The sequence below is a fragment of the Clostridium sp. CM028 genome (assembly GCF_030585565.1).
GTDB classification, from domain to species: Bacteria; Bacillota; Clostridia; order Clostridiales; family Clostridiaceae; genus Clostridium_AD; species Clostridium_AD estertheticum_B.
This window is the reverse complement of sequence record NZ_CP077766.1, coordinates 2617501-2643380: the sequence shown is the minus strand read 5'-3', so window position 1 is coordinate 2643380 and position 25880 is coordinate 2617501. Positions and strand designations below refer to the sequence as shown.

General features: G+C 37.0%; 16 protein-coding genes, 6 tRNA genes and 6 rRNA genes (1 of these 28 running past the window's edge). 4 read left to right on the top strand and 24 right to left on the bottom strand.

All coding sequences use genetic code 11. The features are described 5' to 3' along the window. Nucleotides 1-35: 35 nt before the first annotated feature. From KTC94_RS12455 to KTC94_RS12415, 9 genes are all read right to left on the bottom strand, one after another. Nucleotides 36-111 (bottom strand) — tRNA-Thr (locus KTC94_RS12455). 9 nt (nt 112-120) lie between these two features. Continuing rightward, nucleotides 121-195: transfer RNA gene (locus KTC94_RS12450), tRNA-Gly, on the bottom strand. 69 nt (nt 196-264) lie between these two features. Beyond that, the gene (gene sigH, locus KTC94_RS12445; RefSeq protein WP_165414377.1) at nt 265-882 is read right to left on the bottom strand and encodes an RNA polymerase sporulation sigma factor SigH; all 618 of its coding nucleotides are present in this window, start codon (nt 880-882) and stop codon (nt 265-267) included. A 99-nt stretch (nt 883-981) separates the two neighbouring features. Beyond that, nucleotides 982-1491 carry an NYN domain-containing protein gene (locus KTC94_RS12440; protein ID WP_216302358.1) on the bottom strand — a complete coding sequence of 170 codons (510 nt, stop codon included), beginning with the start codon at nt 1489-1491 and terminating at the stop codon, nt 982-984. 8 nt (nt 1492-1499) lie between these two features. After that, nucleotides 1500-2285 (bottom strand): 23S rRNA (guanosine(2251)-2'-O)-methyltransferase RlmB, encoded by a 786-nt coding sequence (gene rlmB / locus KTC94_RS12435; protein WP_258280778.1) that lies wholly within the window; start codon nt 2283-2285, stop codon nt 1500-1502. A gap of 312 nt (nt 2286-2597) precedes the next feature. Continuing rightward, nucleotides 2598-3404 carry an FAD-dependent thymidylate synthase gene (gene thyX / locus KTC94_RS12430; protein ID WP_220319854.1) on the bottom strand — a complete coding sequence of 269 codons (807 nt, stop codon included), beginning with the start codon at nt 3402-3404 and terminating at the stop codon, nt 2598-2600. Further along, nucleotides 3404-3826, bottom strand: a complete 423-nt coding sequence (locus tag KTC94_RS12425; RefSeq protein WP_216302356.1) for a Mini-ribonuclease 3 — start codon at nt 3824-3826, stop codon at nt 3404-3406. Before KTC94_RS12425 ends, thyX begins: the two co-directional genes overlap by 1 nt. A 548-nt stretch (nt 3827-4374) precedes the next feature. Further along, entirely contained in the window at nt 4375-5481 is a 1107-nt protein-coding gene (locus KTC94_RS12420) for a PIN/TRAM domain-containing protein (RefSeq protein ID WP_216302355.1), read from the bottom strand. A 117-nt stretch (nt 5482-5598) separates the two neighbouring features. Then, nucleotides 5599-6072, bottom strand: coding sequence for a CarD family transcriptional regulator (locus tag KTC94_RS12415; RefSeq protein ID WP_216302354.1), 474 nt, complete (start codon nt 6070-6072; stop codon nt 5599-5601). Between the two features lie 146 nt (nt 6073-6218). Between KTC94_RS12415 and KTC94_RS12410 the strand changes: the two genes are divergently transcribed. Further along, nucleotides 6219-6623 (top strand): DUF1573 domain-containing protein, encoded by a 405-nt coding sequence (locus KTC94_RS12410; RefSeq protein ID WP_216302353.1) that lies wholly within the window; start codon nt 6219-6221, stop codon nt 6621-6623. 37 nt (nt 6624-6660) lie between these two features. Here the strand turns inward: KTC94_RS12410 and disA are convergent, their stop codons facing one another. Both disA and KTC94_RS12400 read right to left on the bottom strand, forming a co-directional pair. Continuing rightward, a complete protein-coding gene (gene disA / locus KTC94_RS12405; RefSeq protein ID WP_216302352.1) occupies nt 6661-7725 on the bottom strand; it encodes a DNA integrity scanning diadenylate cyclase DisA in 1065 nt (354 codons plus the stop codon). A 14-nt stretch (nt 7726-7739) separates the two neighbouring features. After that, nucleotides 7740-7892 carry a hypothetical protein gene (locus tag KTC94_RS12400; RefSeq protein ID WP_258875989.1) on the bottom strand — a complete coding sequence of 51 codons (153 nt, stop codon included), beginning with the start codon at nt 7890-7892 and terminating at the stop codon, nt 7740-7742. A gap of 583 nt (nt 7893-8475) precedes the next feature. Here KTC94_RS12400 and KTC94_RS12395 point away from each other — a divergent pair. From KTC94_RS12395 to KTC94_RS12385, 3 genes are read left to right on the top strand one after another with little or no spacing between them, the layout of a single operon-like run. Further along, nucleotides 8476-9372 carry an ABC transporter permease gene (locus tag KTC94_RS12395; RefSeq protein ID WP_220319770.1) on the top strand — a complete coding sequence of 299 codons (897 nt, stop codon included), beginning with the start codon at nt 8476-8478 and terminating at the stop codon, nt 9370-9372. Further along, nucleotides 9335-10090: an ABC transporter ATP-binding protein gene (locus KTC94_RS12390; protein WP_216302349.1), complete on the top strand. Its 756-nt coding sequence runs from the start codon at nt 9335-9337 to the stop codon at nt 10088-10090. The genes KTC94_RS12395 and KTC94_RS12390 overlap by 38 nt, the downstream gene beginning before the upstream one ends. A 13-nt stretch (nt 10091-10103) precedes the next feature. Then, nucleotides 10104-11063 carry an ABC transporter substrate-binding protein gene (locus KTC94_RS12385; protein WP_220286291.1) on the top strand — a complete coding sequence of 320 codons (960 nt, stop codon included), beginning with the start codon at nt 10104-10106 and terminating at the stop codon, nt 11061-11063. A gap of 277 nt (nt 11064-11340) precedes the next feature. Here KTC94_RS12385 and KTC94_RS12380 read toward each other — a convergent pair whose 3' ends face one another. The 13 genes from KTC94_RS12380 to KTC94_RS12320 all read right to left on the bottom strand — a co-directional run. After that, entirely contained in the window at nt 11341-13782 is a 2442-nt protein-coding gene (locus KTC94_RS12380; protein ID WP_220319769.1) for an ATP-dependent Clp protease ATP-binding subunit, read from the bottom strand. A gap of 299 nt (nt 13783-14081) precedes the next feature. Continuing rightward, a complete protein-coding gene (locus KTC94_RS12375; protein ID WP_216302346.1) occupies nt 14082-14318 on the bottom strand; it encodes a hypothetical protein in 237 nt (78 codons plus the stop codon). A 280-nt stretch (nt 14319-14598) separates the two neighbouring features. Beyond that, nucleotides 14599-16677, bottom strand: a complete 2079-nt coding sequence (gene fusA / locus KTC94_RS12370) for an elongation factor G (RefSeq protein WP_220319768.1) — start codon at nt 16675-16677, stop codon at nt 14599-14601. Nucleotides 16678-16953: 276 nt separating this feature from the next. Beyond that, nucleotides 16954-17028, bottom strand: a tRNA-Asn gene (locus tag KTC94_RS12365). Nucleotides 17029-17033: 5 nt separating this feature from the next. Next, a 5S ribosomal RNA gene (gene rrf, locus KTC94_RS12360) occupies nt 17034-17150 on the bottom strand. An 89-nt stretch (nt 17151-17239) separates the two neighbouring features. Then, a 23S ribosomal RNA gene (locus KTC94_RS12355) occupies nt 17240-20165 on the bottom strand. Nucleotides 20166-20457: 292 nt separating this feature from the next. Further along, a 16S ribosomal RNA gene (locus KTC94_RS12350) occupies nt 20458-21975 on the bottom strand. Nucleotides 21976-22665: 690 nt separating this feature from the next. Further along, a tRNA-Ala gene (locus KTC94_RS12345) sits at nt 22666-22741 on the bottom strand. Between the two features lie 5 nt (nt 22742-22746). Then, nucleotides 22747-22823, bottom strand: a tRNA-Ile gene (locus KTC94_RS12340). 6 nt (nt 22824-22829) lie between these two features. Continuing rightward, nucleotides 22830-22946: ribosomal RNA gene (gene rrf / locus KTC94_RS12335) — 5S ribosomal RNA — on the bottom strand. 39 nt (nt 22947-22985) lie between these two features. Then, nucleotides 22986-23060, bottom strand: a tRNA-Asn gene (locus tag KTC94_RS12330). A gap of 5 nt (nt 23061-23065) precedes the next feature. Further along, nucleotides 23066-23182: ribosomal RNA gene (rrf, locus tag KTC94_RS12325) — 5S ribosomal RNA — on the bottom strand. Nucleotides 23183-23271: 89 nt separating this feature from the next. Continuing rightward, a 23S ribosomal RNA gene (locus KTC94_RS12320) occupies nt 23272-25880 on the bottom strand (it continues 317 nt past the right edge of the window). Together the 16S, 23S and 5S rRNA genes with 4 tRNA genes alongside form the textbook arrangement of a ribosomal RNA operon.

Genomic DNA, 25880 nt, shown 5'->3' with positions numbered 1-25880 from the left:
ACTCATCCTAGTGTATTGTACGGATTTAATAGTTATGGAGCCCATAACCGGAATTGAACCGGTGACCTCCACCTTACCAAGGTGACGCTCTGCCGACTGAGCTATATGGGCATTAAATTTTGGAGCGGGAAACGGGTATCGAACCCGCGACACCCAGCTTGGGAAGCTGGTGCTCTACCACTGAGCTACTCCCGCCGACGTACAACTTAAAGCTATACACCAATTATTGATTATACTACTGTTTATTTTTTTGTCAATGTATTTTCACCTTTTGCTTAGACATTTTTCTAATTTTCTTTTTACTCTTTGTAGCGCATTATCAATAGACTTTGCATGCCTATCTAAATCACAAGCAATCTCTTGATAAGATTTACCATCTAAGTATGACATCAACACTTCCATCTCTAGTTCTGAAAGAACTTCCCCAATTTCATTTTGAATGCTTATTACTTCTTCACGGCTTATAACTAGCTCTTCGGGATCAGTAATTTTAGCACCTGATAACACATCCAATAATGTTCTGTCTGATTCCTCGTCATATATTGGCTTATTTAAAGATATATATGTATTAAGGGGAATGTGTTTTTGGCGAGTAGCTGTTTTTATTGCTGTAATTATCTGTCTTGTAACACAAATTTCTGCGAAAGCCCTAAAAGAAGATAATCTATCTGCCTTAAAATCTCTAATGGCCTTATAGAGACCTATCATTCCTTCTTGATAAATATCTTCTTTATCAGCCCCAATCAAAAAATACGACTTAGCCTTGGCTTTAATAAAATTCCTGTATTTATTAATTAAATATTCTTGTGCTCTAACATTTCCATTTTGTGCTTCAATGACTACTTCTTCATCCAATCTTTCTTCAAAGCATGAAGTATCCATACTAGCTCTAATGATTTTTTCCAACAAATATCCCCTCCACACCAAACATGTGTCATATAGATGATTATACCTTAGTGCAATTTCTATAGTCAAGAAAATTCAATGGCTCCTGCGTATTTTTTCAAGTTTTTTTAATGTTTTTTCATCTATTCTCTCTTCTAACCAATTTCTTTTTCCTAAATGCTTTTTTTCGATATTTATTTGAATCTCTTTTTGTGTACTAATTACTTCGTGATAAAATTCAATGGAAGACATTCGAGTGGCCCCTCTTTGAAAGGTAACTTGCTGCTCTAGCGAGTCTGACGTGACAACGCAGACTTCGGATTTTCGTCCTATATTATTGACCATTCTCTCAATATAATCATCTGCCGTTTCGCCCTCTTTTGTAAAAATCACAACTAAATTTCCTTGTCTTTCTTTTTTTTGAAGGCTACCTTTAACCATTTGTGCATCAAAAACTATAAATATTTTATACCCTTTAAATCCCGAGTGATTTTGAAGAGTGTCAATAAGCTGCAGGCGTGAAGATTCGTAACTAAAATCTTTAATCTTTTTAAGATTTGGCCAGCTATTTATAACATTATACCCATCAACAAAAACTGTTTTCACTTTTTACCTCATTTAATCTTTTGCTTCATAATTTCATACATTATTATACCACCTGCAACCGATGCATTTAAAGATGTTATTTTCCCTGCCATGGGTATTTTTACTAGAACATCACATTTTTCTTTTGTAAGTTTAGAAATGCCTCTACCCTCACTTCCAATAACAAGGGCTACCGCACCAGTTAAATCAGTATTAAAAACATAATTTTCGGCATCCATATCCGCACCATAAACCCATACTCCGAGTCCTTTTATTTCTTCAATAGTTGCATTTATATTAGTTACTTTTACTATTTTCATATGTTCAATTGCACCAGCTGATGTTTTATACACTGTTGGTGTAACTCCCACATTTTTTCTCTTAGGTATAATTATTCCGTGAGCTCCGCATACCTCTGCAGTTCTTATGATAGACCCAAAGTTATGTGGATCTTCAATTTCATCTAGTATAATTATAAAAGGCTTTTCTCCTCTTTCTCGCGCATATTCAAATATGTCATTTAATTGAAAATATTTGTAAGGTGTTACTATAGCAATAACTCCTTGATGTGATGAAGTTTGTGATATTTCATCTAGTTTTCTTCTATCTACTTCTTTCGTAACAATTCCTTTTTCTTTGGCTAATGCTAGTACCACGCTTATAGATCCTACCATATCACCTTTGGCAATAAGAATGTACTCTATGGTTCTATCTGATTTTAGCGCTTCTATAACTGCATTTCTTCCTTCAACTAAATCCTCTCTAATGATTTTAGTCTCAACTTCTTTATTAACATTGCTATTCTTAGGGCTTATTTCAGTTCTTTCCCTAGCAAATTTTTTGTTTTCTGGTGCATTCTCTTCACTTTGTTTGTTTCTTTTATTACCTACTCTGCCTTTATCTTCTCTACTTTCTTTTGTACCCTGCTCGTCACCTCTAAATCTTCTGGAAGACGCTCCACCTTTATCATATTTACTACTTGAAAACCCTCTACTTTCTTTCGCACCTTTTTCGCTCGTCCTAACCCTTTTAGACCCTGTTCCAGTTTTCTCTTCCCTACTACTTCCAAATCCACTATTTCCTTGATATTTTTTATTATCGCTCATTTCAAATACCTCTCTCTTTATCTATTTAACTTCATATTCTTTTCTTATTTCCATCATTTTTCCACAACTCATACCGCCTTCAGGGCATGGTCCACTAACACAACTTGGCCCTGCATATTTAAAAAGTACAGGTGCTACAATCCTCGCTTGCATCAGCATTGTTTTTGCCATTTGACGTATTTCCCATTGAGCTCTAGTACAACATCTCTGATTAAAGAAATGAATTAATTCTCTAGCATTCATAGTAACTATCATTTTAGTTTCACAAGCATTTGGAAATACATATCTCGCATCTTCGATAGCCTTTTTCTCAGCTTTGCCCTTAATAATTGTATATTGTTTTTTCTCAATTTCTTCAGTATTTATTAATTTTTCATCCTTTAAATATTCTTTTAAAAGATTAGCCAATTCATTTCTACACAATATCTCTACTAACTGATTATACTCCTCTTGAATGCGCTTCATAGATTCTATGAATATTATTTTTGCTTCTTCATCTTTTTCAATATTGGGAGGAATTACATATTCAAATTGTTCAAGCTTTACATATCTCTGACTCTGTTGAGAATATGATGCCACCCTATGTCTCACTAATTGATGGGTCAAACTTCTAGATATGCCCTCAATTGCAAAAGTAAAGCTCACATGTTCTATTGGCGAATGATGGCCATAAGTCATTAACATGTCTAACAACTTTTGTGTTTTTTGTTCATTCAAATCTTCTAGTATTTCATCAACCCCAACTTGACTATAACAAAGTTTAGCTGCCGCTGCTATAATTTTTTCTGGATTAGGCGTATGTTCAATTAATTTAACCTTAAGCACAATTACTCAGCCCCCAAATCGTGGTTTATAATCTTCTCGAAAATATAGTTTAGTCTTTCATTCTTTTCACTTAAATATAGAAATCCCACTAAAGCTTCAAACCCCGTAGCCCATTTATATTCATTTAAATCTCCATTTTTAGGTGTTGTGCCACTTTTAGAGTTTCTAGCTCTTTTAAATATACTGAGCTCTTCTTCATTTAAATTTTCTATAAAGAATTTCATATACTCACTTTGCGCATGTGCTTTTACATGTTCAACTGTTTTAATATGAATTTTATGAACATTCATATTTCTATTTTTTTCCACAAGATAGGTTCTAATAAATACCTCATAAACTGCATCTCCAACTAATGCAAGCACTAGTGGATTTATCTGTTTAACTTGTTCTACTGTAAATTTACCCTTTAGCATATTAAATTCCATGCTTATTCTCCTTTTTAATTATTAGACATTTCTATGATAAAAGGTAGTAGCCATTGTATGGTGGCTTATAACACGGCTACTACTTTTTATCGTTATAGGTATTTCTATATCAATGTACTTACTAAGGTCCTGCCCATCTTTACCGCTTATATCTTTTATCCTTGAATTTATTATTTACATGATACACATTTAAAATAAAAAACATCAAAAAAATGATAAAGCTCACCCTGTTTTAGGGCGAGCTTTATCACGGTACCACCTAAATTTGTACTCATTTTTTAACGGTTATGCTACCGGTAGTTTTGCTACAGCTCCGAAACGGGTTAAAAACTTTGAAAGTCTCTCAACCTACTATTTAATTTAGATTTAATATTTTTTATAGTTATTAATCAATATACACATTAAATATGCTACTGTCAATAGTAAAACCATCATCTAAGTTGTCACTAATAGCTTATAACATATTCGTTTATAAATGTTCTAGACCCATCATTAATAAGTACAATAGCATCGTTTTTACTTATAAAAAAGTTACTCACACAATATGACTAACTTTTTACCAAAGAATCCTTATTTTTAGCAAAAATCATTCTACCTGCTGCCGTCTGAAGTACTGATGTTACAATAACAACTATATTTTCACCAATATATCGTCTTCCACCTTCAACAACAATCATTGTGCCATCATCTAAATAAGCTATCCCTTGGCCCGATTCTTTTCCATCTTTCATCACTTGAATTTTCATTTCTTCCCCTGGTAGAACTACTGGCTTTACTGCATTTGCAAGTTCATTAATATTTAAAACTGGAACTCCTTGGAATTCAGCTACCTTGTTAAGATTAAAATCGTTAGTAATTACTTTACCATTCAAAACTTGAGCTAACTTAAGAAGTTTGCTATCTACTTCTGCAATATTGGGAAAGTCTTTCTCCCAAATTTCAACTTCTATATTTAATTCCTTTTGAATTTTGTTTAGTATATCTAATCCTCTTCTGCCTCTATTCCTTTTAAGCCCATCTGATGAATCAGCTATATGCCTAAGCTCCTCCAATACGAAAGTTGGTATTACTAGTGGCCCTTCAACAAAACCCGTTTGACAAATATCAAATATTCTACCATCAATTATTACTGATGTATCTAGCACCTTAGGATTTTCATTAGTAAATCCTTTGATTTTCTTATCTTTGAATCCATCTTTCCTTTTAATGCTTGTAAAGAAGGATAATATTTCATCTCTTTTTCTAGCGCAAATATCTGCTCCTAAAGCTGCCATTATAACAGTAAAAATAACTGCAATAATATTCCATATAAGAGATTGGTACTTAAATAATCCCGCAAACAAAGATGCTATTACAAGCCCTATTATTGCCCCTCCTGTACCAAAAATAATTTGAGAAGTCGGCATTTTTTGTGTGCTTTTCTCCACATGATCCATAAACTTCATTATAAAAGATACGATTATAGGAGATATTAGAAATAAAATAACTCCAAAAATTAAAGTAGAAAAAATAATGAATATTATTCCTTGAATTGTACCATTTTTTAAATAATTAAGCCCACCTAAATAGCTTGTGCTTAGAAGCATATCTCCTATTAAGTACCCCAAAATTAGTCCTATGATTGTAAAAAGTCCTCTCAAAATTTTTTTTAACAAAAAATTTCACCTCCTTCTAAATTATTAACACTTATTTGGATTTATATCCTGTTATTATCTAATATATACTATAAAGTTGTGCATTTCAATAAAATGCACCCTAGAATTAACAATTTGTTAAACGAAATCCCTTATTTTGTTTAACGCTTGTTCCATATTAAGTTCAAACACTAACATTATTTCACTGGCTACCATCCCTTCAACTCTTTCTAGAATCTTTAACTCACCCGGTGGAAGCATATCTTTCTTCTTTAAATAATATAAATCCCTAAGTACCTCGCACATTTTTAGAGCATTACCACTTTGGATTTTTTTCTTGTTAAATCTATATCTATTATTCCAATTACTTTCTATACAATTGGACCTATTTGATATTGTATTTAAAACTGTTTCTAATTCTACTTTATTTGAAATGTTTCTTATTTTATGTTTCTCTATTTTATCTATCGGAATCATAAAATTCATATTATCTAATAAAAGATATATATTTATATATTTACATTTTATATTATACAATTCTTCACTGTTTATATTCTGTACATACCCAGCACCATAATATGCTACAAATATTTTTTGGCCAATATTTAACATAACACGCCCCCTATTAATAAAACTCCTGTTGCTTTATTATATATTCATAAGGTTAAATGCGTACTTAATTTATTGACAAAAACGTAATGTAAATCCTATAATAAAGATAGTATAGCTACTTAAATGATTAAAAGGAGTTGAACTTAATGAAAGATTGTATTTTTGATAATTTTCAAAACTCTGTGGATGAGTCCCTATTACGACATAAAAGTATTTTGGATATAATCACCAAACTTCAAGAGTCTCAGGCTAGAGTTAACAGAGCTGTTGCAAAGTCTGTTACCAATTGTGGTTGTATTGGCGTGGAAGCAAAGAAGCAATATACTCCTGCTGATATAGATGATTTAGATTTGGATACTCTTAGTGCTTCACTTGATACCCACATGCTAGGTAATCTTTGTGAAAACTGTAGAGAAGTCTTAGAAAAAGAATTAGGAAACAACCTTTTTTATATTGCTTCTTTATGTAATCTTGTAGACTTAAACTTATATGATATTCTTTTAAAAGAGTATAACAAAATAAGTACCTTAGGTAAATATACTATGCGTTAGTAAATATAGCATAAAATAAGTTAAAACTTATTTTATGCTATATTTGCTTATCTAACATAAATTGCTCTTTTAACCTTCTTAACCCATTTTTAATAGCTTTAGCCCTTGCTTCCCCAATACCTTCTACGCTATCAAGTTGTTGATAAGAAGCTTCCATTGTAGTTTTTAATTCTCTAAAGTGCTTAACTAAATTTTCTATAACATTTACAGGTATTCTAGGTATCTTACCAAGCATTCTATATCCTCTTGGAGAAATTAGAGTATCTACTAACGGAACACCTATATATCCAATAATCCTAGAAATAAAATCTAAATCCATGAGCTCTTCAGAACTCATATTTTCTATTTGGCTATATATTTGCGTATAATCCATACCACTTTGACAATAATCCCTTATTAAGAGTATCCCATCCTCCTCAACACTTCTAATTAACTCATTTAGTTGCATTGAAATTAGTCTGCCCTCATTCCCTAGTTCACATATATGCCTTTCAATTTCACCAACTATCCTCATAACCATTTCTGTTCTTTGTATTGCTGATATTACATCAAACAAGGTTGCTAAATCTTGAAATTCTAAAAGATTTAGATTACTTACTACTCGCTCAAGAACTGAAACATACTTTTCTAATGTCTGAATAGCTTGATTTGCCTTCGCTAAAATAATACTACTATCTCTTAAAACATATTTTATATCATCTTTGTATACAGTTATGATGGTTCTTCTTTGTGATATTGCAACAACAGCATACCCAGTCTGCTTAGCTATTCTTTGAGCTGTCCTATGCCTTGTCCCTGTTTCAAAAGTGGGTATTGTAGGGCTTGGCATGAGCTGAGTATTAGCATATAATATTTTTTTCAAATCACTGCTTATTACTATGGCTCCATCCATCTTTGCTAGTTCATATACATAAGCAGGGCTATAGTCCGCATTTATTCGAAATCCGCCATCTACGATGTCTAATATTTCCTTACTGTCTCCTAAAACAATAAGCCCTCCCGTTTTAGCTCTTAAGATATTTTCAAGTCCTTCCCTAAGCGTCGTTCCAGGGGCCATTCTTTTTAATATATTCATAAGTTCCTTGCTTTTTTCTTCTCTCATCTTTTTCTCCCTACTTAATAAATAGTGCCATTAAAAAATCTTATAATATCTTTTAATGAAGCCGTCCCTATAATATTAATATCCTTAGCATTAATTTTCTTTTCGCACTTATACAATAATTGTTTGTCGAGCTTTATTTCCTTACTTTTCACGCTAGACAATACCAAGCCCTAAATCTCCAGAAGTCCCATCTAAATTTAGTCGCCCTACTACATTAACATAAATATCACAATTATAAAAAGTAACCCTTTATTTTTTTCTAAACTAGTCTCTTAAATAAAAAAACTAGAAGCATTTAATATTTGAGTAGGCCTTCTTGTCTCATTATAATATTATACAAGATTAAATAAATTCTTACAAATAAAATAAATTATATTATTTATATTTGCATAAGGTTGTACACCCTATAAAACCGAAATAATAAAATAGTTTTAACGAAAAAATATTCTTGATTATTACAGATAAGAATGGTATTATAAATATAATATTTTTTTAAGGAGAGATTAATTATGAAAAACTTATTAAATCAAAAAATACAATTTGTCTTTAGTCGCCAATTTACATAGGATTTGTACCTAAAAATTAAACATAGGTACAGGTCCATTGATGCTTGCATCAAATGATTTGTATCTATGTTGACTATGATTATAAGTTTTTCATAAGTTATATGAAAAAAGTCACATAGATATTCTATGTGGCTTTTTTTTGTATTTTAAATATCTTTTCTTAATTTTACAAAGGAGGATTTTGATGGAAGTCGCAACAGGAATATTAGTACAAAGCTTAATTTTATCAATCATGGTATTGGGGGTGTATATAAGCTATAAAATTTTGGACTTTCCGGACTTATCTGCTGATGGAAGTTTTTCCTTAGGGGCAGCAATAATAGCTGTAACCTTAAAAAGTGGAATTTCTCCTATTTTAGGCTCAGTGCTTGCGCTAGCTTCTGGGTGTATAGCGGGGTTATTAACGGGAATACTCCATGTTAAATTTAAAATATCAAACTTACTTTCAGGCATTCTAGTAATGGGAATTTTATATTCTCTAAACCTACGGATTATGGGAAAGGCAAACATTGCCCTCTTTAATGATGAAAATATTTTTTATGATTTCAACCCTTTAATTGTAGCTTTAATCTTAGTTGTAATATTTAAAGTTGCTATCGATATGTTTTTAAAAACAGGATTAGGATATGCATTGAAAGGTGTGGGCGATAACCCACAAATGATTAAATCTTTAGGCGTAGAAATAGGTAAAATAAAAATATTAGGACTTATGATATCTAATGGACTTATAGCTTTTTCTGGAAGTATGATGGCTCAATATCAAGGATTTTCGGATATATCTATGGGCATAGGTACATTAATTTTAGGTATAGCTTCTATAATCATTGGATCATCTATTATTAAAAACGGCAAGTTTATAAAACAGACAAGTAGTGTAATTATAGGCACTCTAATCTACCAAATTACCATATATTTAGCTATGAATTTTGGACTTACACCTGTGGATTTAAAAATGGTCACATCTTTTGTAATAATTTTATTTATAACAGTTGGTGGTAGAAGTAATAGTGAAAGTAACAAATCTATACGGGGGTGGTTATTAAATGTTAAAAATACAAGATTTATCAAAAATTTTTTATAATTCTTATTTAGGTGAAAATGTGTTATTTAAGGGCATTAATTTAGACATTAACGAAGGGGATTTTATAAGCATAATTGGTAGCAATGGAACAGGTAAGTCCACATTATTAAATATAATTTCTGGATTAGTTAAAGAAAGCTCAGGTAATATTTTTCTTGAAGGAAATGATTTAACTAAAATGCCTGAACATAAAGTAACAAGAATTGTAAGCAGGGTTTTTCAAAACCCATCCTTAGGAACATGTCCATCCATGACCGTTAGAGAAAATTTATCTCTGGCTTTAAATAAGGGTAAATTAATTAATTTTAAATATTGCCTTAGATATAAAACTAAAGAACTGGAAGCTCTTTTAAATGGAATATCATTAGATCTAAAGAAGCTTTTAGATGTGAATGTAAATTATTTATCAGGGGGACAAAGACAAGCTCTATCATTGATAATGGCAAGCCTATCTGCTCCTAAGTTACTGTTGTTAGATGAACATACTGCAGCATTAGATCCAAAGACATCTAATGAGATAATGGAGTTAACTCAAAAGATTGTAAAAGAAAAAAATATTACTACATTAATGATAACTCATAATTTAAAGGATGCACTTCAGTATGGTAATAGGCTAATAATGCTACATAAAGGTGAAGTTATTTTAGATTTAAATGAATCCGAAAAGAAAAAATTAACAATAGAAAGTATATTGAAAAAATTTGAATACGCGGTATAAAGGAGGTATTATTGTGAAAAAAATGTTAGCTACTACACTAATAATTACATGCATATTAACCGGATGTACAAAAACGAATGAAAAGAAGAAAGTTATAAAAATAGGTATAAGTCAAATAGTAGAGTATGTTGCACTAGATCAAAGTAGAGAAGGATTTATAAAAGCACTAGAGGATAATGGTTATAAGGAGGGAGACAATATAGATATTGATTATCAAAACGCCCAAGGAGATATAACTACGACCCAAACTATCGGCAAAAAGTTTGCATCTGGAAAGAAGGATTTAATTTATGCAATAGCTACCCCTTCAGCACAGGGGTCATATAATGCTACAAAAAAAATTCCAATAATAATTACGGCCGTTACTGATCCTGTGCAAGCTGGAATAATAAAGTCTTTAGATAAGCCAGAAACTAATGTTTCTGGGACTTCAGATTATTTACCAGTGAAAAAACAATTGGAGTTAATAAAGGAATTGATGCCCAATGCTAAAAGAATAGGAATTTTATATAATACAAGTGAAGTAAATTCACAAGTACAGGTAAATGAGCTAAAAAAAGCAGCTAAAGGTTATGAAATTGTTACTTCCGGAGTAACAAGCACTAATGAAGTTAATAGTGCCATAAGTAGCTTACTTACGAAAATAGACGTTTTATATGTACCAACTGATCAGTTAATAGTGTCATCCATGCCTATAATAGTAAAAAATACATTGGAGGCAAAAATACCTGTTATAGCATCGGAAAAAGGCTCCGTAGAATCTGGAGCATTAGCTACTGTAGGAATAGATTATTATAAGTTAGGATATGAAGCAGGTAACATGGCAGTTGATGTACTAAAGGGTAATGATATATCTAATATGCCAATTAAAATCTCTGAAGAAACAGAAGTGTATATAAATAAAGATACATTAAAATCATTGAATATATCTATGCCAGAGATTAAAAATGTTAAATATATAGATAATAAATAAGCATTTTTATATAAAATATTAATGTGCCTATGTTGTTTATGAAAAATCTTTTATTATTTAAATTGTAGAATTACATTACCATAATCCAATAGTTAGCGATACAACTGATTCACATGTTGTGTATAACAGAATATAATTGCATATCCTGAATAAAACTAAGAAAAACCGTATACCTCTTGTGTGCAGTTTTCCTTAGTTTTATTTATTTGTAAGTTTAGTTATAAACTGAAAGTAAAAAAAATTATGTTTTTTAAGCATATCCTACACATAAACAACATTAAATATGTAAAGTCTTAAAAATCAATTCACTATTTTTCATAAGAACACTTACATTATCACCTTTATTAATATTACCCTTAAGTATTTCTTCAGAAAGCTTATCTTCCACAGTATTAGTTATTTCTCGCCTTAGTGGTCTAGCTCCATAAGTAGTATTAAGTCCCGCCTTAGCTAAATGCTTCTTAGTTTCCTCATCAAAAGTAATATTAATTTCAAGATCTTTAAGACGCTCTTTTACTACCTTAAGCATTAATCCTACTATTTTATATAAATCTTCATGTTCTAGCGAATGAAATACGATAATGTCATCTATTCTATTTAAAAATTCAGGTCTAAATGAATGTTTTAGCTCTTCCATTATATTTTCTTTCATCTTTTCATATTTAGAGCTTGCTTCATTATCCTTTATATCGAAACCTAGAGACCTCTGTTTTTTTATACTAGACGCGCCTACATTTGATGTCATTATAATTACTGTATTTTTAAAATCTACTGTTTTCCCTTTTCCGTCTGTTAGCCTTCCATCCTCTAATATCTGTAACAAAATATTAACTACGTCTGGATGAGCTTTTTCAATTTCATCAAAAAGTATAACTGAATAAGGGTTTCTCCTCACCTTTTCCGTTAATTGACCACCTTCATCAAAACCTACATATCCTGGTGGCGAACCCATAAGCCTTGAAACAGTGTGCTTATCCATATATTCTGACATATCTATTCTTATCATGTTATTTTCATCACCAAACATGGCATCTGCTAAAGCTTTAGACAATTCTGTTTTTCCTACACCAGTGGGACCTGAAAATATAAAAGATCCTATAGGTCTCTTTGGATCCTTTAACCCTACCCTTGCACGTCTTACAGCTCTTGAAATAGATTTCACTGCCTCACCTTGTCCTATTACTCTCGTGTGGAGTACCTCTTCTAACTTTAGTAGCCGTTCCGATTCTTTTTCAGTCAATTTTTCTATAGGTATATTAATCCACCTTGATACCACATTAGCAATTTCAAGCTCTGTAACTATTAGCTCATCCGCTTGATTTTGAGTTTTCCAATTGTTTTTTGAATTATACAATTTATCCTTTAATTGTTTTTCGATATCTCTAATCTTAGCTGCTTTTTCAAAGTCCTGCACTGATATAGCATCAGCTTTCTCTTTACAAATTCCATCTATTTTTTCTTCTAAATTTTTCAAATTTTCTGGAGCAGTTAAATTTTGAATTCTTACTTTTGCACCAGCCTCGTCTATAAGATCTATTGCTTTATCAGGTAAGTATCTATCTGATATATATCTATGTGATAAGCTAACAGCTGCTTCTATTGCACTATCCGTAATCTTTACTCTATGATGTGCTTCATACTTATCTCTTAATCCTTTTAATATTTCAACAGCTTCATTTTTGCTTGGTTCTCCTACAATTATAGGTTGAAATCTCCTCTCGAGTGCTGCATCTTTTTCAAAATGCCTTTTGTATTCATCTATAGTTGTTGCCCCTATGCATTGAAGTTCTCCTCGAGCGAGGGCCGGTTTTAATATATTAGATGCATCAATAGCTCCTTCAGCTCCTCCTGCCCCAATGATAGTATGAATTTCATCTATAAATATAATAACATTTCCTGCGACGACTATCTCTTGCATAACCTTTTTAAGCCTTTCCTCAAACTCTCCCCTGTATTTAGAACCTGCCACCATTGAGGATATATCCAAAGTTATAACCCTTTTGTCTTTTAAAATTTCAGGAATGCTACCGGAAGCTATTCTTTGTGCTAGTCCCTCTGCTATAGCTGTTTTCCCTACGCCTGGTTCTCCTATAAGGCATGGATTATTCTTCATTCTTCTGCATAAAATTTCTAAAAGTCTTTGAGTTTCATTACCTCTACCTATAACAGGATCAAGTTTACCTTGTCTTGCCATCTCAGTTAAGTCTTTACCAAAACGTTCTAAGTTTGGAGTACCCTGTTTTTGCTTTTCTTTTGATAAACTACCTTTTGGAGTATCTTCAGAACACCAATTATTTAGTATACCATTTCTAAGTTTATTAAAGTCCGCTCCTAAATTAGCCAAAATTGTATATGCAACACCTTCTTCTTCTCTAATCAAGGCTAACAAAATATGCTCTGGACTAATATAATTATGATTCAAATTTCTAGCTTCCAGAAGACTTAGTTCTAGTAGCCTTTTTGTTCTTGGAGTTAGAGGTATCTCGCTACTTCGCATTTCTATGTCTCCTTCTCCCTCATACTCCATTACTAATTTCTTTACTCCCTCAAACGAAATTTTCATATCATCCAATGATTTTTTACATACTCCGTCTTCATCCTTTAGAATTCCTAGCAATATATGCTCTGTCCCTACATAACCATGCTTTAATTGCTTTGCCTCCTCTTGAGCATATACTAAAATCTTTTGTGATCTTTCTGTAAATTTATTAAACATCATGTTAAAACACCTCACTTGCAATGGATTTACTTCTTCCTTTAATTATGACCAATTGCACCCAGTTTTATCCTAAAAATACCAATATCGAAGTGAGTTTCATACTTTACTATCTATAAGAATAAAAAATAAGCATAAATAACACAGTACTCTATTTAATAACTCCTATAAAATCAAAAACAAATTTCGGAAAGTTTTATTTCCTAATTTGTTTTTTTAAAATATTCAAACATTAATAGTGATGGCCTTCTTAAATATATTATGCAAATAGCTCACTTACATAATTGCTCTTAATTTCCTCTTTACCTTCCCTTTTGTGATGTGATGTAATATTTGCCATTTTCTTTATCTCCTTGTGTTACAACGGTAAAAGAATTATTTTCCAACATTTCACATAATATTTTCATTTCATCAGCATTTTTCATTTTTGAAATAATTGTGAACTTATCATTTCGCTCTATTATGCCCATATAATCATGAATGCTGCTGTAATCACTTAAGTTAATTTCTCCAGGAATGTCTAATTTATATTCAGACATTTAATTCTCCCCTCTTTACTATATTTCACATTAGGTTTTGTAATTTTGAGCAAAATATGCGCATTTATTATAATTTACTTTTATTCTTTTTCTATACCTAAAAATTCATAATTAAATCATCTCCTGCGGAGCTGCACAGCTTCGAAGAAGATGAATTGACGACTTCAGAAGGAGATTTATACCCTCACTTATATGAGTTGGGAGACTTTCCTTCTGAAATGTCGTTAAAACAAAGAAATAAAACCGTAGCTACCTATGGTTTTATTTCTTTATTTTATTTCTATTCCAGGTTCTTGCTAGCTTCAATTATTTTATCAATTCCATCCTGAGGCACTTCTTCATATCTTTCAAACTTGACTCTAAAATTTGCCCTAGCACCAGTCATTGAGCGTAAATCTGTTGCATAATCAAATAATTCTGATTGAGGTACTTCTCCTATGACTTTCTGACCTCTTTCAACAGACTCCATCCCCAAAATTCTACCTCTTTTCTTGCTTATATCCGTAATAATATCGCCCATATAGTCCTCTGGACATGTGACCTCCACATGCATAATTGGTTCTAATAAAACAGGATCTGATTCCTTAATGCCCTTCTTGTAAGCTAACGACGCTGCCATTTTAAATGCCATTTCAGAAGAATCTACAGCATGATACGAACCATCATGTAACGTTGTTTTAAGTCTTATAACTGGGAATCCTCCAAGTACACCATGCCTAATGCATTCCCTTAACCCTTTTTCAACAGCAGGTATATACTGCCTTGGAACTGTTCCACCAACCACCGCATCAATAAATTCTAAATCATCTGCACCGTCTATTCTAGGCTCAAATTTAATCTTTACATCACCATACTGGCCATGTCCTCCGGATTGCTTTTTATGTTTTCCTTGGACATCAGAAGTTCTTTTAATTGTTTCTCTATAAGCAATCTTTGGAATTTCTAATGATACTTCAACTCCAAATTTATTTTTCAATTTACTAACTATAACCTGCAAGTGGGTAGATCCTAATCCTGAGATTATAGTTTGTGCATTTTCTGCGCTCCTAGATATTGAGAATGTAAGATCTTCTTCTAACAATTTTGTTAATCCATTAGATATTTTATCTTCATCACCTTTAGCTTTAGTTACAATAGCTCTTGAAAAAACTGGTTGTGGGAACTCCATAGTATCAAACATTATTAGTTTCGCTCTATCACAGAGAGTATCTCCAGTAGTCGTGCATTGAAGTTTTGCAACTGCACCTATATCCCCTGCCGCAATTTCTCGAGTTTGAAATTGTTGTTTTCCTTTTAAAAAATACATAGCACCTATTTTTTCTTCTTTATTTTTATTAGTATTATATACTATTGTGTCACTTTTAGCTTTTCCAGTAATAACACGGAACATAGATAATTTACCTACAAAAGGATCTGCAATAGTTTTAAATACTAATGCTGAGAATGGACCCATATCATCAATTTTGACTTGCGTATATTTATTGTTTTTCATACCTTTTGCAATGTACATAGTTGTTTCAATTGGAGAAGGGAAGCATTCAACCATATCTTCTAGCAACGTATTCATTCCTATACCAAGTAAAGCAGATCCACACATTATAGGTGTAATTTCTCCCATAGAAGCTCCTTTTATAAGACCTTGATATATTTCTTTTTCACTTATAGAACCCTCATTGAAATATTTTTCTAATAGAACTTCATCTGTTTCAGCAACTGCTTCCATAACCATCTGTTTACACTCATCCACTTTATCTATTAATTCTTCTGGAATATCACTATCTTCCATCCCATGTGTTTTAGGATTAAATATTTGAGCCCTTCTAGATATGACATTTATTACGCCGCTAAAATTTTCTTCACTACCTATAGGATATTGAATTGGTACTGCGGATATTCCAAATGTTTCTTTTATCTGTTGCAAAGCAACTTGAAAATTACTATTTTCCCTATCTAGCTTATTAATAAAAAATGCTCTAGGTAGCTTATGATCATTGATATATTCCCAAGCCTTCTCAGTTCCAACTTCTACACCTGATACCCCACAAACAGTTATCATTGCCATATCTACAGCTCTTAGCCCCTCAATCATTTCTCCTTCATAATCAAAATATCCAGGCATATCTACTAAATTTAATTTTATATTTCCCCATTCACTTAAAGCCACTGATGTAGAAATAGACGTTTTTCTTTTCTTTTCTTCAATATCGTAATCACTAATTGTAGTACCATCATTAACTTTTCCGAATCTATCTATAGCTTTAGTGTAATATAATATTGATTCCATTAATGTGGTTTTTCCTGAACCACTATGTCCAACAATTCCTATATTTCTTAGATTTTTGCTTATATATTCTTTCATATACGATACCTCCTAGCTTTTCGTTAGATATATATTCATATATTCTACCTTTAAATAAAAAGCCTTTGTATATAGCTGAATTTTATAATTATTACTTTCTAAAAAAGATAAAAGTATCAATAAAATAAATTTATTGATACTTAATTATATATTTAAACTAAATATAAGTTATTACTAAAGCTCATATCTATTTTTTAAAATTTGTATATTATTTATTATAATTTTTCAAAAAATAAAAAAAAGCTAATAATTAGCTTTGTATACTTTAAATAAAAATGGCTCCGCGAAAAGGATTTGAACCTTCAACCTATCGGTTAACAGCCGAGTGCTCCACCGTTGAGCTATCGCGGAACATTACCTAGCGACAACCTACTCTTCCACAAGGTCACCCCTGCAGTACCATCGGCGCATTGAAGCTTAACCTTCGTGTTCGGTATGGGAACGGGTGTTACCTTCATGCCATAATCACTAGATTGAGAAAATAAATATTCTCTCAAAATTGCACAGTGAACTAGTCTTCTCGCTTACGCTTGAAGTATCGCTTTATTTCTAATTATATATTTAGGTCAAGCCCTCGACTTATTAGTATTAGTCAGCTGAACATGTTACCATGCTTACACCTCTAACCTATCAACCTGGTGGTCTTCCAGGAGTCTTACTAACACCGCACTTACGTGCGAGTTATGGGAAATCTCATCTCAGGGTGGGCTTCACGCTTAGATGCTTTCAGCGTTTATCCCTTCCAAACATAGCTACCCAGCGATGCCACTGGCGTGACAACTGGTGCACCAGAGGTTTGTCCATCCCGGTCCTCTCGTACTAAGGACAGCTCCCTTCAAATTTCCTACGCCCGCGACGGATAGGGACCGAACTGTCTCACGACGTTCTGAACCCAGCTCGCGTGCCGCTTTAATGGGCGAACAGCCCAACCCTTGGGACCTACTTCAGCCCCAGGATGCGACGAGCCGACATCGAGGTGCCAAACCTCCCCGTCGATGTGGACTCTTGGGGGAGATCAGCCTGTTATCCCCGAGGTAGCTTTTATCCGTTGAGCGATGGCCCTCCCACGAGGTACCACCGGATCACTAAGCCCGACTTTCGTCCCTGCTCCACTTGTAAGTGTCGCAGTCAGGCTCCCTTCTGCCTTTGCACTCTTCGCGCGATTTCCAACCGCGCTGAGGGAACCTTTGGGCGCCTCCGTTACTTTTTTGGAGGCGACCGCCCCAGTCAAACTGCCCACCTAACAATGTCCTGTGACCAGATTCATGGCCTCCAGTTAGAACCTCAGTACTGTCAGGGTGGTATCCCAAGGATGACTCCACACAGGCTGACGCCCATGTTTCTCAGTCTCCCACCTATCCTGTACAGACAATACCGAAATTCAATGCTAAGCTACAGTAAAGCTCTACGGGGTCTTTCCGTCCAATCGCGGGTAGCAAGCATCTTCACTTGCACTACAATTTCGCCGGATGTGTTGTTGAGACAGTGCCCAAATCATTACGCCATTCGTGCGGGTCGGAACTTACCCGACAAGGAATTTCGCTACCTTAGGACCGTTATAGTTACGGCCGCCGTTTACTGGGGCTTAAGTTCATACCTTCGCTTGCGCTAAGTAATCCCCTTAACCTTCCAGCACCGGGCAGGCGTCAGCCCCTATACATCAGCTTTCGCTTTAGCAGAGACCTGTGTTTTTGCTAAACAGTTGCTTGGGCCTATTCTCTGCGACCTACTTACGTAGGCACCCCTTCTCCCGAAGTTACGGGGTCAATTTGCCGAGTTCCTTAACAACAATTCTTCCGATGGTCTTAGGATTCTCTCCTCACCTACCTGTGTCGGTTTGCGGTACGGGCACCAATATCCTCGATAGAGACTTTTCTTGGCAGCGTGGAATCAGATACTTCAGGAATAAATTCCCTTCCCCATCACATCTCAGCGTTAAGAGCAAACGGATTTGCCTGTCTGCTCCGCCTAAATGCTTAGACACACATCCAATAGTGTGCACATCTTATCCTCCTGCGTCATCCCATTTCTAATAACGTCCATTGGTGGTATCGGAATATCAACCGATTGTCCATCACCTACGCCTTTCGGCCTCGGCTTAGGTCCCGACTAACCCTGAGAGGACGAGCCTTCCTCAGGAAACCTTAGGTTTTCGACCGTTAAGATTCTCACTTAACTCTCGCTACTCATGCCAACATTCTCACTTCTGTACCGTCCACCACTCCTTACGGTATGACTTCAGCCAGTACAGAAAGCTCCTCTACCGCGTACACAATTGTGTACACCCATAGCTTCGGTGGTAAGTTTTAGCCCCGGACATCTTCGGCGCAGGATCTCTTGACTAGTGAGCTATTACGCACTCTTTAAATGAGTGGCTGCTTCTGAGCCAACATCCTAGTTGTCTTAGAAATCCCACATCCTTTTCCACTTAACTTACACTTTGGGACCTTAGCTGATGGTCTGGGCTGTTTCCCTTTTGACTACGGATCTTATCATTCGCAGTCTGACTGCCGAAATAAAAGTATATGGCATTCGGAGTTTGATAGGGTTCAGTAACTGTTGTCAGCCCCTAGCCCATTCAGTGCTCTACCTCCATTACTCAATTAATCGACGCTAGCCCTAAAGCTATTTCGAGGAGAACCAGCTATCTCCGAGTTCGATTGGAATTTCTCCGCTATCCACAGCTCATCCCATGGTTTTTCAACACCAACGTGGTTCGGACCTCCACGGAATTTTACTTCCGCTTCATCCTGGCCATGGATAGGTCACCCGGTTTCGGGTCTACGACATGCAACTATGCGCCCTATTCAGACTTGGTTTCCCTTCGGCTCCGTACCTTAAGTACTTAACCTTGCTACATATCGTAACTCGTTGGCTCGTTCTACAAAAAGCACGCCGTCACACATATAAAGTGCTTCGACCGGTTGTAGGCACACGGTTTCAGGTTCTATTTCACTCCCCTTCCGGGGTTCTTTTCACCTTTCCCTCACGGTACTTCTTCACTATCGGTCACTAGGTAGTATTTAGCCTTGGGAGGTGGTCCTCCCAGCTTCCCACAAGGTTTCACGTGTCTCGTGGTACTCTGGATTAGATCTGACTGTTTTTCCTTTTCATTTACAGGCCTATTACCTTCTGCGGAGCAGCTTTCCAGCTATCTTCAATTAAGGAATTGCAGTATTTATGATCTATCCTCAACCCCCAGATCAAAGACCTGGGTTTGGGCTCTTTCCCTTTCGCTCGCCGCTACTTAGGAAATCGATGTTTCTTTCTCTTCCTCCGGGTACTTAGATGTTTCAGTTCCCCGGGTCTACCTCTGCATACCTATTTATTCAGTATGCAGTACATAGTTGTTACTATGTGGGTTCCCCCATTCGGAAATCTTTGGATCACAGGCTATTTGCGCCTACCCAAAGCTTATCGCAGCTTAACGCGTCCTTCTTCGGCTCCTAGTGCCAAGGCATTCGCCATGCGCCCTTTGTAGCTTGACCTTGATTCTGTCTATTTACATAGACGGTTATATTAATTTTGCGAAATTGTATTAAATTAATTTATAAACTACTTGCGTAGTTTTAATTTTTTTAAAACAACTTTTTTCACTGTGCAATTTTCAAAGAACATTTTAAGAAAAACTATTCATTATCTAACTCCTAAGAGTTAGATAAAATTAGTCTCTCAAAATTAAACAGAGAACTAGGTACGATTAATTACAATAGATATTTTTGAAGAACAAATTAATATTCTTCTATTGCATCGACCGAAGTCAATACATCTACTCCCTAGAAAGGAGGTGATCCAGCCGCAGGTTCTCCTACGGCTACCTTGTTACGACTTCACCCCAATCATCAATCCCACCTTCGGCCGCTGGCTCCTTACGGTTACCTCACGGACTTCGGGTGTTACCAACTCTCATGGTGTGACGGGCGGTGTGTACAAGGCCCGGGAACGTATTCACCGCGACATGCTGATTCGCGATTACTAGCAACTCCGGCTTCATGTAGGCGAGTTGCAGCCTACAATCCGAACTGGGATGAGTTTTTGAGTTTGGCTCCACCTTGCGGTCTTGCATCTCTTTGTACTCACCATTGTAGCACGTGTGTAGCCCTAGACATAAGGGGCATGATGATTTGACGTCATCCCCACCTTCCTCCCGGTTAACCCGGGCAGTCTCACTAGAGTGCTCAACTTAATGGTAGCAACTAATGATAAGGGTTGCGCTCGTTGCGGGACTTAACCCAACATCTCACGACACGAGCTGACGACAACCATGCACCACCTGTCACCCTGTCCCGAAGGACTTCGCCCATCTCTGGGTTATGCAGGGGATGTCAAGTCTAGGTAAGGTTCTTCGCGTTGCTTCGAATTAAACCACATGCTCCGCTGCTTGTGCGGGCCCCCGTCAATTCCTTTGAGTTTTAATCTTGCGATCGTACTCCCCAGGCGGAATACTTAATGTGTTAACGGCGGCACCGAGGTTCGACCCCCGACACCTAGTATTCATCGTTTACGGCGTGGACTACCAGGGTATCTAATCCTGTTTGCTCCCCACGCTTTCATGCCTCAGCGTCAGTTACAGTCCAGTAAGTCGCCTTCGCCACTGGTGTTCTTCCTAATCTCTACGCATTTCACCGCTACACTAGGAATTCCACTTACCTCTCCTGCACTCTAGACACCCAGTTTCAAATGCAGCACCCAAGTTAAGCTCGGGTATTTCACATCTGACTTAAATGTCCGCCTACGCATCCTTTACGCCCAGTAAATCCGGACAACGCTTGCCACCTACGTATTACCGCGGCTGCTGGCACGTAGTTAGCCGTGGCTTCCTCCTCTGGTACCGTCATTATCGTCCCAGAAGACAGAACTTTACAACCCGAAGGCCTTCATCATTCACGCGGCGTTGCTGCGTCAGGGTTTCCCCCATTGCGCAATATTCCCCACTGCTGCCTCCCGTAGGAGTCTGGACCGTGTCTCAGTTCCAATGTGGCCGATCACCCTCTCAGGTCGGCTACGCATCGTCGCCTTGGTGAGCCGTTACCTCACCAACTAGCTAATGCGCCGCGGGTCCATCTCAAAGTGGAATTTTCCGAAGAAAAATCCTTTGATGTTTCGATCATGCGACCAAAACATATTATGCGGTATTAATCTCCCTTTCGGGAGGCTATTCCCCTCTTTGAGGCAGGTTACCCACGTGTTACTCACCCGTCCGCCGCTAATCCACCCCGAAAGGTTTCATCGCTCGACTTGCATGTGTTAGGCACGCCGCCAGCGTTCGTCCTGAGCCAGGATCAAACTCTCAATTTAAAAGTTTACACTTTTTTAGTTGAAATGATTAATCTGCGACAACTGTTAAGTTGTTACGCAAGCTCATTACATACTTTTAGTCTTACGACTAAATTTTACTTTATACTAAAGTAATTAACTGGTTTAGCGAAATATTATTTCGCTATCTTTACCTATTTCTCTGTTTAATTTTCAAAGACCAATTTGCTTTGTCATCATGTGACGACTTCTACTATTCTACTAGGTATTTCTTGTTTTGTCAACAACTTTTTAAAAATTATTTTCATTTGAAAATATATTAAATAGTTATCAACAGTTAGCTTATCGTGCCACTTGTTTGTGACGACAAGGAATATTGTATCATAATAATAAAGTTGTATATTTGTTTTTTTTGTTATATATCCACGTTATTCTCCATTTACTCATTCTTTCATTATAATCCTTTGTTTTATATATATTGACACGCATGGTCAAGTATATAAGAAATTGTTTGTATTTAAGCATTTTATTTATTTATTTATTTATAAACGTTATTAAGAATTTTTATATTATAGAATTTCTAACAACATTAATAATCCACTTAAATCATCTCCTGCGGAGCTGCAATCTTGGAATAAAATCAACCGCTGCACAGGAGATGATTTAACCCAGTTTTTTTACTAACAACTTATTTATCTCCACAAAAAAAACAGCCCATATTGGACTGTTCTTTGGTGGAGATAAAGGGAATCGAACCCTTGACCCCCTGCGTGCAAGGCAGGTGCTCTCCCAGCTGAGCTATATCCCCACATATGGTGGACCTTCAGGGACTCGAACCCCGGACCGACCGGTTATGAGCCGGTAGCTCTAACCAGCTGAGCTAAAGATCCATATTTACCTGGCGACAACCTACTCTTCCACAAGGTCACCCCTGCAGTACCATCGGCGCATTGAAGCTTAACCTTCGTGTTCGGTATGGAAACGGGTGTTACCTTCATGCCATAATCACCAGATTTATTAATATCCGTCATATGTTATTATATTTTAAAAAATGGCTCCGCGAAAAGGATTTGAACCTTCAACCTATCGGTTAACAGCCGAGTGCTCCACCGTTGAGCTATCGCGGAACATTACCTAGCGACAACCTACTCTTCCACAAGGTCACCCCTGCAGTACCATCGGCGCATTGAAGCTTAACCTTCGTGTTCGGTATGGGAACGGGTGTTACCTTCATGCCATAATCACTAGATTGAGAAAATAAATATTCTCTCAAAATTGCACAGTGAACTAGTCTTCTCGCTTACGCTTGAAGTATCGCTTTATTTCTAATTATATATTTAGGTCAAGCCCTCGACTTATTAGTATTAGTCAGCTGAACATGTTACCATGCTTACACCTCTAACCTATCAACCTGGTGGTCTTCCAGGAGTCTTACTAACACCGCACTTACGTGCGAGTTATGGGAAATCTCATCTCAGGGTGGGCTTCACGCTTAGATGCTTTCAGCGTTTATCCCTTCCAAACATAGCTACCCAGCGATGCCACTGGCGTGACAACTGGTGCACCAGAGGTTTGTCCATCCCGGTCCTCTCGTACTAAGGACAGCTCCCTTCAAATTTCCTACGCCCGCGACGGATAGGGACCGAACTGTCTCACGACGTTCTGAACCCAGCTCGCGTGCCGCTTTAATGGGCGAACAGCCCAACCCTTGGGACCTACTTCAGCCCCAGGATGCGACGAGCCGACATCGAGGTGCCAAACCTCCCCGTCGATGTGGACTCTTGGGGGAGATCAGCCTGTTATCCCCGAGGTAGCTTTTATCCGTTGAGCGATGGCCCTCCCACGAGGTACCACCGGATCACTAAGCCCGACTTTCGTCCCTGCTCCACTTGTAAGTGTCGCAGTCAGGCTCCCTTCTGCCTTTGCACTCTTCGCGCGATTTCCAACCGCGCTGAGGGAACCTTTGGGCGCCTCCGTTACTTTTTTGGAGGCGACCGCCCCAGTCAAACTGCCCACCTAACAATGTCCTGTGACCAGATTCATGGCCTCCAGTTAGAACCTCAGTACTGTCAGGGTGGTATCCCAAGGATGACTCCACACAGGCTGACGCCCATGTTTCTCAGTCTCCCACCTATCCTGTACAGACAATACCGAAATTCAATGCTAAGCTACAGTAAAGCTCTACGGGGTCTTTCCGTCCAATCGCGGGTAGCAAGCATCTTCACTTGCACTACAATTTCGCCGGATGTGTTGTTGAGACAGTGCCCAAATCATTACGCCATTCGTGCGGGTCGGAACTTACCCGACAAGGAATTTCGCTACCTTAGGACCGTTATAGTTACGGCCGCCGTTTACTGGGGCTTAAGTTCATACCTTCGCTTGCGCTAAGTAATCCCCTTAACCTTCCAGCACCGGGCAGGCGTCAGCCCCTATACATCAGCTTTCGCTTTAGCAGAGACCTGTGTTTTTGCTAAACAGTTGCTTGGGCCTATTCTCTGCGACCTACTTACGTAGGCACCCCTTCTCCCGAAGTTACGGGGTCAATTTGCCGAGTTCCTTAACAACAATTCTTCCGATGGTCTTAGGATTCTCTCCTCACCTACCTGTGTCGGTTTGCGGTACGGGCACCAATATCCTCGATAGAGACTTTTCTTGGCAGCGTGGAATCAGATACTTCAGGAATAAATTCCCTTCCCCATCACATCTCAGCGTTAAGAGCAAACGGATTTGCCTGTCTGCTCCGCCTAAATGCTTAGACACACATCCAATAGTGTGCACATCTTATCCTCCTGCGTCATCCCATTTCTAATAACGTCCATTGGTGGTATCGGAATATCAACCGATTGTCCATCACCTACGCCTTTCGGCCTCGGCTTAGGTCCCGACTAACCCTGAGAGGACGAGCCTTCCTCAGGAAACCTTAGGTTTTCGACCGTTAAGATTCTCACTTAACTCTCGCTACTCATGCCAACATTCTCACTTCTGTACCGTCCACCACTCCTTACGGTATGACTTCAGCCAGTACAGAAAGCTCCTCTACCGCGTACACAATTGTGTACACCCATAGCTTCGGTGGTAAGTTTTAGCCCCGGACATCTTCGGCGCAGGATCTCTTGACTAGTGAGCTATTACGCACTCTTTAAATGAGTGGCTGCTTCTGAGCCAACATCCTAGTTGTCTTAGAAATCCCACATCCTTTTCCACTTAACTTACACTTTGGGACCTTAGCTGATGGTCTGGGCTGTTTCCCTTTTGACTACGGATCTTATCATTCGCAGTCTGACTGCCGAAATAAAAGTATATGGCATTCGGAGTTTGATAGGGTTCAGTAACTGTTGTCAGCCCCTAGCCCATTCAGTGCTCTACCTCCATTACTCAATTAATCGACGCTAGCCCTAAAGCTATTTCGAGGAGAACCAGCTATCTCCGAGTTCGATTGGAATTTCTCCGCTATCCACAGCTCATCCCATGGTTTTTCAACACCAACGTGGTTCGGACCTCCACGGAATTTTACTTCCGCTTCATCCTGGCCATGGATAGGTCACCCGGTTTCGGGTCTACGACATGCAACTATGCGCCCTATTCAGACTTGGTTTCCCTTCGGCTCCGTACCTTAAGTACTTAACCTTGCTACATATCGTAACTCGTTGGCTCGTTCTACAAAAAGCACGCCGTCACACATATAAAGTGCTTCGACCGGTTGTAGGCACACGGTTTCAGGTTCTATTTCACTCCCCTTCCGGGGTTCTTTTCACCTTTCCCTCACGGTACTTCTTCACTATCGGTCACTAGGTAGTATTTAGCCTTGGGAGGTGGTCCTCCCAGCTTCCCACAAGGTTTCACGTGTCTCGTGGTACTCTGGATTAGATCTGACTGTTTTTCCTTTTCATTTACAGGCCTATTACCTTCTGCGGAGCAGCTTTCCAGCTATCTTCAATTAAGGAATT

What these genes read in the sequence shown, in the direction of transcription:
- sigH (WP_165414377.1), bottom strand. Translation starts at nt 882, where the DNA reads ATGGATACTTCATGCTTTGAAGAAAGATTGGATGAAGAAGTAGTCATT.
- KTC94_RS12425 (WP_216302356.1), bottom strand. Translation starts at nt 3,826, where the DNA reads ATGGAATTTAATATGCTAAAGGGTAAATTTACAGTAGAACAAGTTAAA.
- KTC94_RS12415 (WP_216302354.1), bottom strand. Translation starts at nt 6,072, where the DNA reads ATGTTAAATATTGGCCAAAAAATATTTGTAGCATATTATGGTGCTGGG.
- KTC94_RS12410 (WP_216302353.1), top strand. Translation starts at nt 6,219, where the DNA reads ATGAAAGATTGTATTTTTGATAATTTTCAAAACTCTGTGGATGAGTCC.
- disA (WP_216302352.1), bottom strand. Translation starts at nt 7,725, where the DNA reads ATGAGAGAAGAAAAAAGCAAGGAACTTATGAATATATTAAAAAGAATG.
- KTC94_RS12395 (WP_220319770.1), top strand. Translation starts at nt 8,476, where the DNA reads ATGGAAGTCGCAACAGGAATATTAGTACAAAGCTTAATTTTATCAATC.
- KTC94_RS12390 (WP_216302349.1), top strand. Translation starts at nt 9,335, where the DNA reads ATGTTAAAAATACAAGATTTATCAAAAATTTTTTATAATTCTTATTTA.
- KTC94_RS12380 (WP_220319769.1), bottom strand. Translation starts at nt 13,782, where the DNA reads ATGATGTTTAATAAATTTACAGAAAGATCACAAAAGATTTTAGTATAT.
- KTC94_RS12375 (WP_216302346.1), bottom strand. Translation starts at nt 14,318, where the DNA reads ATGTCTGAATATAAATTAGACATTCCTGGAGAAATTAACTTAAGTGAT.
- fusA (WP_220319768.1), bottom strand. Translation starts at nt 16,677, where the DNA reads ATGAAAGAATATATAAGCAAAAATCTAAGAAATATAGGAATTGTTGGA.